Raw genomic sequence first — 11,398 nt, forward strand, 5'->3', positions numbered from 1 at the left:
ATTTTTAATTTAAACATAGTCTTTCTTATGAGGTTTTGTCTTGATTGTTGTAATGTTATAATTAATATTTCCTATATCTTTTTGTATATCTAGTCATAGTAGACGCATCACCATGACCTCAAGATAGACGGCAGCATCAGATGTCTATATCACCGCTACCTTTAGGGGCTTCTACTTCGTCATCATCAGTGCTAACTTCACCACCGCTACCTTTAGGGGCTTCTACTTCGTCATCATCAGTGCTAACTTCACCGCCACTACCTTTAGGGGCTTCTACTTCATCATCGTCTGTAACACTAATGTTGTCGTAAAGTGCGTCGTTAGAATTGCTGTCTACATCGCAAGAAAATAATAATAGGCTAAAAATAAATAATACAAGCAGGTTAATTAAATTTTTCATAATTGTTTTTTTTGGTTAAATATATTTTTATTGCTTTGCTAAAGTATAATCATCTACGTATAAAATTAGTAAGAAATTATATCTGTTAGTGTAAGTTATATATTTGTTAGTGTTTGGGTTGGTTTTGTTAGTTTTTAATTAATTCTGTGTTGAAATAGCGTTTTTGCTAATTTTATTTTTAATTATATCTATTTTTTGTTTGTATGTTTTTGAGAATGGTAGTTTAACATCGCTCTTTTTTATGACACAAATATTTTTACCATAATTAATGCCAGATACGTATGAACTATTTATAATGTAACTTTGGTGTATTCTAATAAAGTTTTCAGGTAGTTTATTTTCAAAAGTTTTAAGGGTTTTAAAAGCGCTAACTATTTTACCACTATTTAAATATATATCTGTTGCATTATTATCTGCCTTTAAATAAAGTATATCTGTAGTTTCTATGTACTGAAAATCTTTATAGGATTGAAGACAAAGTGTTTGTGTTGTTTCTTTTTTTGGAGATTGTTTTCTTATTTTAAAAACAGCTTTTCTAACATCAAACTCATTATATGGAAGTAACCAGTAATCAAAAAAACCATTTTTAATGGCTTCGTAAGCATATTCTTTATTTTTACTTATACCAATAATTAGTGGAATTTCATTAATATATTGATGAAGGTTTGAAACCATCTGAAAATATTCTAAAGCATTTTTCTGAAGGTCTATAAAAATGATATCCGGACTGTATTTAAGTATACTGTTTAGTGCGTTGTTAGCATTATCCGAAATATCAGCGCACATAAAGTCCTTATACTCTTCTAAATAATACTGAAGTTGTAAGTTAGAAGCAGCAGAGTTTCCTATTATTGTATATGAATAATTCATAGCTAAAGTTCTCTAGCATAAAATTACGTATACATACACAAAATTGATTATAGGTAAACCTCTAATTTTTTGTGGTTTTAAGTGTTAAAATGTTGGTATTATTGTATTTTTGGTGTATAAACTTACAAAAATAAAAGAAAATGAAATAAATAGTTGTTTTATTTTAATTTATAAGGGGTTGTTTATAAAATCAATAAGAACTATACAAATAGCCGAATTTAAGACGTTTTTAAGTGTGTTTTTTAATAAAAACTAAAGGAAATAATATTTTATCCATATTATTATAATTGAAAAAAATTATTTAAAATACAGAGGAGTACCCGTTTAATTCTATTTTTTAAATAAAGTAATATGTAAAATATACTCTTTTACCGTTTTAAGAAATGTATTATATATAATAAGGTATATAAATTTTGTATTTATCTGTATTACTCAATAAAAATATTCTTTATTTCTTCAGATACTCGTATGGGTCTAAAACTTTTAGAGTTTAACAAACACCACTCTGTCTTTGCTTTTAGTATAAATTTATTAGTAGCAGCATTTCTCATTTCTACTATACGAACAGATATTGCACCTTCTGATTTTTTAATATATGTTTTAACCTTAATTACATCGTTTAAAACAGCGGCAGACTTATATTCAATATAATGTGTGCTAACCACCCACATATGGTTATTTTGAACTTCTTTGCTTGCAGATGTTTGCCAATGTTCTTTAGAAATGTCTTGTACCCATTGTAAGTATCTAACATTGTTTACGTGATTTAGATCATCTAAATCATCTGTAGTAACTTTTATGGTTTTGTGGTAGACTTTCAAAAGCTTACTTTTTTATTATATTAACTTCAAACATTTTATCCCAGTTTTTACCAGTAACAAAAAATGTTTTGGTCTTTGGGTTATAAGCTATACCATTTAAAACGTCTACATTATCAGTTTTTGTAACTTTATCTTTTAACCCATTAAAATTAATAATTCCTTCTACAACACCGCTACTTGGATCTATAATCACAGCTACATCTTGTCCAGATTGCCAAGTGTTAGCGTAAATTTTACCGTTTACGTATTCTAATTCATTAATTTTTATTAGTTTTTTACTATTTGTATATACTTCAATAGCATCTTCTTCAATTAAAGTATTAGGATTTAACGTCCATATTTTTTCAGAACCATCACTCTTGTATAGTTTTTCTCCATCGTTGCAAAATCCCCAGCCTTCTTTACTTTTTCCGTATGTAAATTGATCTATTTCTTTAAAAGTATCAGTGTTATAAACAAAACCAATATTACTTTGCCATGTTAAATGGTATATTTTATTGTTTAAAATAGTAATACCTTCTCCAAACTGTGTACCCTTTAGTTTGTGCTCTTTAAAAATAGTACCAGTTTTATAATCTAACTTTACTAGAACAGATTTTCCCCTTTTTCCAGTGCTTTCATACAATGTGTCTCTATAAAACTCTAGGCCTTGTGTAAAGTAGTTTGGATTATGCGGATATTCATTTAAAATTTCATAAGTGTATATACTAGGAGAGGTACCTGCAAACACGGTTATTTTTTTTGAAACTTCTACAACAGTATCATCATAACTTATTTCTGCGGTAACAGTTTTGTTACCTACTTTTTCTGTGTTTAAAACTAATTTATTGTCTTGTAAGTTAATTTTTTTTCCATCAATGCTATAGGTAATAGCGTTAATAGTTTTATTTTTTTTATTCTTAACGGTGATATCTACTGTTTCATTTTGATGAAATTTAGCTTTTTCACCTTTAACTTCTATTTCAAATAGTTTAGAAGCGGGTGTATTTGCTCCGCCACAGGAAATTAATAATACTGTTAGTGCGCTGTAAGTTAAAAGCTTAAGTGTTTTCATAATAATGCTGTTAATAATAGCAAGGTATTTAATTAAAATTAGAATGAAAAATGATTGCGAAAAATTTAAAAGATTGTATATTTGCACTCGGCAAGTCCTACACGACCAGCTCCTGCTTAATCCCCCAGGGTGGGAACGCAGCAAGGGTACGCGGTTGAGCGGTGCGATGTAGGTAGCTTGCCTTTTTTTATGCGCTAAATTTGGCAAAGCATAATTTCCACCATCTTTTATTTATTTGTTAATTTGCACTCATAATTATTTTACATAATATGAGTAATAAAATAGTCTTAATAACAGGCGGTTCTTCAGGTATAGGTAAATCTATAGGTATATATTTAACTGCAAAAGGCTATACGGTGTATGGCACAACACGTGATAAAACTAAATATCCAAATTTTAATCATTTTAACTTAGTTAATTTAGACGTAAGAAATACAGAAACTATAAATGAAGCTGTATCTTATGTTATAGAGCAAGAAGGTTGTTTAGATGTTTTGGTTAATAATGCTGGTGTTGGTATTACAGGTCCAATAGAAGAAACACCTAATAAAGAAATTGTTAATGCTTTTGATGTTAATTTAAATGGACCTATACATTTAATGAAAGCTGTTTTGCCGCAGATGAGAAAACAACAAAATGGGTTAATAATTAATATTACATCTATTGCTGGTTATATGGGCTTGCCTTATAGAGGTATTTATTCTGCAAGTAAAGGAGCTCTGGAGCTTGTTGTAGAGGCAATGCGTATGGAAGTTAAAGATTTTGGTGTGCATATAACAACTATTGCGCCAGGAGATTTTGCTACAAACATTGCTTCCGGTAGGTATCATGCCCCTCTTTTAGATTCCTCTCCTTATAAAAAACCATACGGTAATACATTAAATGTAATGAACGAGCACGTAGACTCAGGTAGTGACCCTATACAGGTTGCAGAAATGGTTTTTAAAATAATGAATACTAAAAAGCCTAAAGTACATTATAGAGTAGGGGCTTTTATGCAAAAATTTTCATTGTTTTTAAAGAAAATTTTACCAGATAAAACGTATGAAAAATTATTATTGAATCATTACAAATTGTAGTTTTGTAACAATTGTAAAATAAGCAGATTAACTGTTAACCATATTTACTTAAAACATAATTTTTAAAAAACAAAAGATGAAATTTTTTATTGACACAGCAAATTTGGCACAAATAAAAGAAGCACAAGAACTAGGTGTTTTGGACGGTGTAACAACTAACCCTTCTTTAATGGCCAAAGAAGGCATTACTGGTAAAGACAATATTTTAAAACATTATGTTGATATCTGCAATATTGTAGATGGCGATGTTTCTGCAGAAGTTATTGCTACAGAATATGAAGCAATGATAAAAGAAGGTACTGAGTTAGCAGAGTTACATGAGCAAATTGTTGTGAAATTACCAATGATTAAAGATGGCGTTAAAGCTTGTAAGTATTTTTCTGACAAAGGAATAAGAACTAATGTTACTTTAGTTTTTTCTGCAGGACAAGCTTTATTAGCTGCTAAGGCAGGTGCTACTTATGTGTCTCCATTTATTGGTAGGTTAGATGATATTTCTACAGACGGTTTAAACTTAATTGCCGAGATTAGACATATATATGATAACTATGCTTTTTCTACAGAAATACTAGCTGCATCTGTTAGGCATACTATGCACGTTATAGATTGTGCTAAAATTGGAGCAGATGTAATGACAGGTCCTTTATCTTCTATTGAAGGTTTATTAAAACACCCTTTAACTGATAGTGGATTGGCTAAATTTTTAGAAGACTATAAAAAAGGGAACTAAGTAATTACCTTTTTTCAAAATATAAAAATCCCCTAAAATTATTTTAGGGGATTTTTTTGTGTTCTAAATAAAGCTGTTTTTAATCTGTTAAAACTCGCCATACATATTGGCAAATGCATTTTCAATTTTACCGTTTTCAGTAATTATGGCTCTGTTTAATTTTCCATTAATTATTAAAGCGTTATTTATAGTTTTTAGGCTTTTTGCTCTATACTGTGTCTCTTGGTCTAAATTGTTAGATTTTATAATGTTTTCCCAACTTTGTTTATCTGTTCTTAAACTAATACCAATAAATGTGTTTTTATTATTAGGATCACTTTTTAATTTGTTAACACGGTTAATAATGTGTTTAAAGTGCTTGTTGTTTTCACCCATCCAAAAGTAAAAAACTACATTTTTATCATTTTCACTAATAGTTTTTAATGTTTTCTCATCGCCATTAAACCCTTGTACATAAATAGTTGGCAAGCTATTGTTAGGTTGTAAACGCTCTATATTAACAAACAAAGAATCTATTTCTGCAATGTGCTTATTTTTACCGGCAATGGTATGCAAACCTTGCATAAATAATTTGTTATTGTCAAAGGTATCATCGGAACGTAAAAGGTAATTTAAAGCTACATTTCTCATTAAGTTATCTTTTAGGTTTTTTTCTCCAACCATACTATCAATCAGTTTTAATTGGTGTTCACTAAAATGCAACTGATTTACGTAATAACTACCATTTATTTCACAACCTTCTTTACAATTTATATAAGACATACCACCAAAGTGCTGTTTCATAAAATTGTAATATGGAGTAATGTATGTGTAATTAGGATTGTTGTATGTTAAATCTTTACGGTAAGCATAAAAATCTTCTGGTGGTTGTTTTAAAGCTTTTTCTTTTAGTGCTCTTCTGTGTTTAAAGGGGTATTTTTCTTTGTACAAGTAAGTTGTATAATCTATACCTGTTTTAGCAATTGTTACAGCATTATCAGATAAGTTTGCATCAACCTTTAAATTGTTTAAAGCACTTATTTTTATGTCATGTAAGGAGTCTACTTTTTTGCTAAAGTCACTAGGCTCTAATACATACATTTTATCTACAATGTTTAGTTCCTCATTCTCGTGGGTTAGAAACATTTCTAGTAAAAAATTATTTATTTCTTGTCCAATACCATCAAAAACCAACGACTCGTCAAAATCTACGGTATTTACCCTAATTAATAAACTATCTCCTTTTTCTAGATAAATGTATTGTACTTCTTTATGACCAAAATGGTATAAACCCTCTTCGGCCGAAGAATCTAATTCAAAAGCAAACCTGTTATTACTGTCTAATTTACTAGCGCAAACCTTACGATCATCTTTATACAGAACAACACTATCGTTTTTAGGGTTTACAATTTCACCAGCAAAGTATATGTAGGGGGAGTTTTTTTGTTTCTCGCCGCAACTTATTAAAAAAGAAATGGAAAGAAAAAGTAAAAATTTATTCATATAGTAATAGCTAACGTTACACACAAATTTAATGAACCTTAAGGTGTACTATTGTTAATGTGTCGTTAAAAATAATATTAGAAAGATAAAATACACTGTTTATTGGTTAAAATGTATTGGCATTAGGGGTTTTAATTCACTATTTTTGCACAAATTTTAAAATAAAAATATGCTATCAGTATCTAATTTATCTGTTCAATTTGGAAAAAGAGTCCTTTTTGATGATGTTAACGTAACTTTTACCCAAGGAAATTGTTATGGTATAATTGGTGCCAATGGTGCTGGTAAATCTACCTTTTTAAAAGTATTATCAGGACAAATAGATCCTACATCTGGACACGTGCATTTAGAGGCAGGTAAAAGAATGTCTATTTTAGAGCAAAACCATAATGCCTATGATGAGTATACCGTACAGGAAACTGTGGTTATGGGTAATAAGCCTTTGTATAAAATTAAAAAGGAAATAGATGCCCTTTATGCAGACTATAATGATGAAAATGCAGATAGAATAGGGGAGTTACAGGTGCTTTTTGAAGAAATGGATGGTTGGAACGCAGATAGTGCTGCTGCTACAATGCTATCTAACTTAGGTATTTCTGAAGAATTTCATTTCTCTTCTATGGCAGATTTAGATTCTAAACTTAAAGTACGTGTTTTATTGGCTCAGGCATTATTTGGTAGTCCGGATGTTTTAATTATGGATGAGCCTACTAACGACTTGGATTATGAAACTATTAACTGGCTAGAGCGCTTTTTAGCAGGTTATGATAATACAGTTATTGTGGTGTCACACGATAGGCACTTTTTAGATGCTGTTTGTACATCTATAGGTGATATAGATTTTGGAAAAATAAATTTATACTCTGGTAACTATACTTTTTGGTATGAGAGTAGTCAGCTTGCCGCAAGACAAAGAGCTCAGCAAAATAAAAAGGCCGAAGAAAAAGCTAAAGAATTACAGGAGTTTATTATGCGTTTTAGTGCAAACGTGGCAAAAAGTAAACAAGCTACTTCTAGAAAAAAAATGCTTTCTAAATTAAAGATTGATGATATTAAACCATCAAGTAGAAGATACCCTGCAATTATTTTTGAGAGGGAAAGAGAAGCCGGTGACCAAATATTAAATGTAGAAAACCTTTCTGCTGTTTCTGAAGACGGAGATTTACTTTTTAAAGATGTTAATATAAATTTAGCGAAGGGAGATAAAGTTGCAATAATTTCCAAAGATTCTAGAGCTAGTACCGCTTTTTATGAAATTATAAACAGTAACAAGCAAGCAGCTTCAGGAGAATTTAAATGGGGTGTTACAACGTCACAATCTTACTTGCCTGCAGATAACTCTGATTTTTTTAGCAAGCCTATTAATTTGGTAGACTGGTTACGCCAATGGGCAAAAACGGAAGAGGAAAGAGAAGAAGTACATATTAGAGGCTTTTTGGGTAAAATGCTTTTTAGTGGAGAAGAAGGACTTAAAAAATGTACTGTATTATCTGGAGGAGAAAAAGTACGTTGTATGTTAAGTAGAATGATGATGCTAAGAGCTAATGTAGTAATGTTAGATGAGCCTACAAACCACTTAGATTTGGAGAGTATTACTGCTTTTAATAATTCTTTAAAAAACTTTAAAGGGACTGTTTTATTTACAACACATGATCATGAGTTTGCAAATACTGTTGCTAACAGAATTATAGAGTTAACACCAAATGGAGCTATAGATAGGTACTTAACTTTTGATGAATATATGTCTGATAAGTCTATAAAAGAGCAAAGAGAAAAGTTATATCAATCTTAACAAATTGTTACTTTACCGATAAAATGCGCATTTTATAGTTGTATAGTAATGTAAAAGTTGTATATTGTCGGTGAACTTAAGCCGTTCACCGACAATTATAATGATATTTACTTTTACATTCGCATGAAATTCCCCCTAATTCATCTAGTAATAGCACTGCTGTCTGCAGGCTATTTATCTGCTCAAAACACTTCTACAACAACTAATAATCAAGGGATGAACCCTAATTTTTCTATTGTAGAAAACACGCAACAATCACAAACACACAAAACATTATTAGCTGCTATGCAAGGCACAGATTTAGAAGATTTGTTGCGTAATGATGGTCCTTTTACTGTTTTTGCCCCAAGTGATAAAGCATTTAGTAAAATGTCTGCAGAGAAAATTACAGAGCTTTTAAAAAGTGAAAATAAAAAGGACTTAACCTCTTTGCTTACTTACCATATAATTGCGGGTAAAATATCTGCTTCTAAAATTTTAAAAGCAATGTGCCAAGGAAACGGTGTTGCAACTTATACCACTATACAAGGTAAAAAAATTGTAGCAACAATGAAGGGGACAGATATAATACTTACAGATGCTCTAGGTCAATCAGCTAAAATTACAGCTGCAGATGCAGAACAATGTAATGGTGTTATGCATCTGATAGACAGCGTAATTTTACCAAAGCAGATTTAATTACGTTAATACATTAACGTAATTCTGCTCCTAATTTTTTCTCGTAGTTATTTCTTAGCTTAGACATAATTTTGTCTATTTGTTTATCTTTTAAGGTGTCTTTATCATCAGATAAAGTAAAACTTACTGCGTAAGACTTTTTGCCTTTTGGTAATTTATCACCAGTATAAACATCAAATAAATTAACTTCTTTTAAGTACTTTTTTTCAGTTTCAAAGGCAATATCATAAAGGTCTTTAAAGTTTACTGTTGTATCTAGCAAAAGTGCAAAATCTCTTTTAACACTTGGGTATTTGCTAATCTCTTTAAAAACAATTGTATTATTTGCTGCTAATTTTATAATATTATCCCAGTTAAAATCAGCAAACAAAACTTCTTGTTTAATATCAAAATCAGAAGTTATGCTTTGTTTAATAACACCAAATTCTACTATTGCTAATTTGTTAGCCTTTAATGATAATCCTTCCTGAAAAACATCATTCTCTATAGGAGAAGATGTTGTTTTATTTATACCAAGCTTACTTAATACTGTGCTTATACAAGATTTTAGGTAAAAGAAATCTGATTTATTCTGGGAAGCATACCAGTTTTCATCTTCTTGTTTACCAGTTAAAAACAAAGATAAATGTTTGTTTTCTATTCTTTTATCTAAGTAATTATGATACGTTTTACCAAACTCAAAAAACTTAAGATTTAAATTTTTTCTATTAATGTTGTGTGATATTGCTTCTAAACCACTAAATAACATAGACTGTCTTAACACAGATAAGTCTGAGCTAAGTGGATTAAGCATTGCTACAGAATTACTATCTTTTAAGTTTTCTGAGTGTTTATTGTAATCTATAGTGGTTAAACTATTAGCCATAATCTCATAAAAACCTTGGCTAGCTAATTGGTTCCCTATAACATTTTGCAATTTGTAATCTTCAAACCTAGATGTTGTAGCTATAGATGCATTAAGTTTTGTAGTAAAGTTTATGTTGTTGTAACCATAAACTCTTAGTATCTCTTCAATAACATCTACTTGTCTTTGTACATCTACGCGGTAAAAAGGAATTGCAAGACCCATTCCAGATTCAGATACATTTTTTACTTTAATATCTAAAGATGTTAAAATAGATTTTATAGTTTCTCCTGGTATGTTCTGCCCTATTAACTTATTTATTTTTTCATAAGTTAAAAACACTTCATGATCTTCAACTCTTTTAGGGTATAGTTCTATAATATCAGATGTAATGTCTCCGCCGGCAATTTCTTTAATAAGCGAGGCAGCTCTCCGTAACGCATATTCTACATTTTGGATGTCTATACCTCTTTCAAATCTAAACGATGCATCAGTATTTAAACCGTGTCTTTTAGCAGTTTTACGTACAGATACCGGATTAAAATAAGCACTTTCTAAAAATATTGCAGTTGTGTTTTCTGTTACACCTGAGTCTTTACCACCTAATATACCAGCTATACATAGTGGTTTTTCTTCGTCGCAAATCATTAAGTCTTCTTCGTGCAGTTCTCTTTCTACATCATCTAAAGTTGTAAACTTAGTACCAGCAGCAACTGTTTTAACTTCTATTTTGTGACCTTTAATTTTATTAGCATCAAAAGCATGCAATGGCTGTCCTAATTCATGTAGTACATAATTAGTAGCATCTACAACATTATTTTTAGGTGTTAAACCAATAGCGCGCAACCTGTTTTTTAACCAAGCCGGAGAGTCTTTAATCTCTAAATTACTAATAGAAACACCACAATACCTTGGAGCTAACTCGTTGTTTTGTACATCTACAGTAACTTTTAATGATCTGTTTTCTACATTAAAGTTTGTTACTGGTGGCGTAATTAATTCTTTTTTAATTTCTTGTTGTATTAAACCTGCTCTTAAATCTCTGGCAACACCAAAATGACTCATTGCATCTGCACGGTTAGGAGTTAAGCCTATTTCAAAAACAGTATCAACTTCTACATCAAAAATATCTACACAAGGCGTACCAGGTTTTAAATCATCTGCTAATACCATAATGCCATCATGGCTTTGTCCTAAACCAAGTTCATCTTCTGCGCATATCATTCCGTGGCTTTCTTCGCCACGTATTTTACCTTTTTTAATTTTCCAGGCTTCACCCTCAGCTGTATATAAAGTAGTTCCAATTGTAGCAACAGGTACTTTTTGTCCTTTGTCTACGTTTGGAGCTCCGCAAACTATTTGTACAGGAGCATCTGCTCCAATATCTACAGTTGTTAATTTTAGTTTATCTGCATTAGGGTGTTTAACACAAGTTAATACGTGTCCTACCACAATACCTTTTAGTCCGCCTTTAACGCTTTCAAATTCAGAAATTCCTTCTACTTCTAAACCTAAATCTGTTAATAATTCTGCCGTTTTATCAGCTTCCCAATCAATATGTAAAAACTGTTTTAACCAGTTGTAAGATATTTTCATTCTAAAAATTTAAAACCCCAAAGATAGAACAATGCGTATAGACATTCAACAC

At 30.5% G+C, this 11,398-nt stretch carries 10 protein-coding genes and 1 other RNA gene; 5 read left to right on the forward strand and 6 right to left on the reverse strand.

The window, feature by feature from the left end; all coding sequences use genetic code 11:
- Positions 1 to 136 precede the first annotated feature (136 nt).
- The 4 genes from BFJ87_RS13190 to BFJ87_RS13205 form a co-directional block, all read right to left on the reverse strand.
- Positions 137 to 400 (reverse strand): translocon-associated protein subunit alpha, encoded by a 264-nt coding sequence (locus BFJ87_RS13190; protein WP_077405438.1) that lies wholly within the window; start codon positions 398 to 400, stop codon positions 137 to 139.
- A gap of 138 nt (positions 401 to 538) precedes the next feature.
- On the reverse strand, positions 539 to 1,270 hold the full coding sequence (locus tag BFJ87_RS13195; protein ID WP_077405441.1) for a LytR/AlgR family response regulator transcription factor: 732 nt from the start codon (positions 1,268 to 1,270) through the stop codon (positions 539 to 541).
- Positions 1,271 to 1,698: 428 nt separating this feature from the next.
- The gene (locus BFJ87_RS13200; protein ID WP_077405444.1) at positions 1,699 to 2,091 is read right to left on the reverse strand and encodes an acyl-CoA thioesterase; all 393 of its coding nucleotides are present in this window, start codon (positions 2,089 to 2,091) and stop codon (positions 1,699 to 1,701) included.
- 4 nt (positions 2,092 to 2,095) lie between these two features.
- Positions 2,096 to 3,145 (reverse strand): glutaminyl-peptide cyclotransferase, encoded by a 1,050-nt coding sequence (locus BFJ87_RS13205; RefSeq protein ID WP_077405447.1) that lies wholly within the window; start codon positions 3,143 to 3,145, stop codon positions 2,096 to 2,098.
- An 88-nt stretch (positions 3,146 to 3,233) separates the two neighbouring features.
- Here BFJ87_RS13205 and ffs point away from each other — a divergent pair.
- From ffs to fsa, 3 genes are all read left to right on the forward strand, one after another.
- An RNA gene (gene ffs, locus BFJ87_RS13210) (signal recognition particle sRNA small type) lies at positions 3,234 to 3,331 on the forward strand.
- 83 nt (positions 3,332 to 3,414) lie between these two features.
- Positions 3,415 to 4,224, forward strand: a complete 810-nt coding sequence (locus tag BFJ87_RS13215) for an SDR family oxidoreductase (RefSeq protein WP_077405450.1) — start codon at positions 3,415 to 3,417, stop codon at positions 4,222 to 4,224.
- 76 nt (positions 4,225 to 4,300) lie between these two features.
- On the forward strand, positions 4,301 to 4,954 hold the full coding sequence (gene fsa, locus BFJ87_RS13220; protein ID WP_013622225.1) for a fructose-6-phosphate aldolase: 654 nt from the start codon (positions 4,301 to 4,303) through the stop codon (positions 4,952 to 4,954).
- Positions 4,955 to 5,041: 87 nt separating this feature from the next.
- On the opposite strand, the gene BFJ87_RS13225 is transcribed toward fsa, so the two are convergent.
- The gene (locus BFJ87_RS13225; RefSeq protein ID WP_077405453.1) at positions 5,042 to 6,436 is read right to left on the reverse strand and encodes a hypothetical protein; all 1,395 of its coding nucleotides are present in this window, start codon (positions 6,434 to 6,436) and stop codon (positions 5,042 to 5,044) included.
- A gap of 169 nt (positions 6,437 to 6,605) precedes the next feature.
- Between BFJ87_RS13225 and BFJ87_RS13230 the strand changes: the two genes are divergently transcribed.
- Positions 6,606 to 8,228: an ABC-F family ATP-binding cassette domain-containing protein gene (locus tag BFJ87_RS13230; RefSeq protein WP_077405456.1), complete on the forward strand. Its 1,623-nt coding sequence runs from the start codon at positions 6,606 to 6,608 to the stop codon at positions 8,226 to 8,228.
- Between the two features lie 123 nt (positions 8,229 to 8,351).
- Entirely contained in the window at positions 8,352 to 8,906 is a 555-nt protein-coding gene (locus BFJ87_RS13235; protein ID WP_245799635.1) for a fasciclin domain-containing protein, read from the forward strand.
- A 13-nt stretch (positions 8,907 to 8,919) separates the two neighbouring features.
- Here the strand turns inward: BFJ87_RS13235 and pheT are convergent, their stop codons facing one another.
- Positions 8,920 to 11,346 (reverse strand): phenylalanine--tRNA ligase subunit beta, encoded by a 2,427-nt coding sequence (gene pheT / locus BFJ87_RS13240; RefSeq protein ID WP_077405458.1) that lies wholly within the window; start codon positions 11,344 to 11,346, stop codon positions 8,920 to 8,922.
- Positions 11,347 to 11,398: the final 52 nt, after the last annotated feature.

The sequence above is a fragment of the Cellulophaga omnivescoria genome (assembly GCF_001999725.1).
GTDB classification, from domain to species: domain Bacteria; phylum Bacteroidota; class Bacteroidia; order Flavobacteriales; family Flavobacteriaceae; genus Cellulophaga; species Cellulophaga omnivescoria.

Coding starts and splice junctions, on each gene's coding strand:
- BFJ87_RS13190 (WP_077405438.1), bottom strand. CDS start 400: ATGAAAAATTTAATTAACCTGCTTGTATTATTTATTTTTAGCCTATTA.
- BFJ87_RS13195 (WP_077405441.1), bottom strand. CDS start 1,270: ATGAATTATTCATATACAATAATAGGAAACTCTGCTGCTTCTAACTTA.
- BFJ87_RS13205 (WP_077405447.1), bottom strand. CDS start 3,145: ATGAAAACACTTAAGCTTTTAACTTACAGCGCACTAACAGTATTATTA.
- BFJ87_RS13215 (WP_077405450.1), top strand. CDS start 3,415: ATGAGTAATAAAATAGTCTTAATAACAGGCGGTTCTTCAGGTATAGGT.
- fsa (WP_013622225.1), top strand. CDS start 4,301: ATGAAATTTTTTATTGACACAGCAAATTTGGCACAAATAAAAGAAGCA.
- BFJ87_RS13225 (WP_077405453.1), bottom strand. CDS start 6,436: ATGAATAAATTTTTACTTTTTCTTTCCATTTCTTTTTTAATAAGTTGC.
- BFJ87_RS13230 (WP_077405456.1), top strand. CDS start 6,606: ATGCTATCAGTATCTAATTTATCTGTTCAATTTGGAAAAAGAGTCCTT.
- BFJ87_RS13235 (WP_245799635.1), top strand. CDS start 8,352: ATGAAATTCCCCCTAATTCATCTAGTAATAGCACTGCTGTCTGCAGGC.
- pheT (WP_077405458.1), bottom strand. CDS start 11,346: ATGAAAATATCTTACAACTGGTTAAAACAGTTTTTACATATTGATTGG.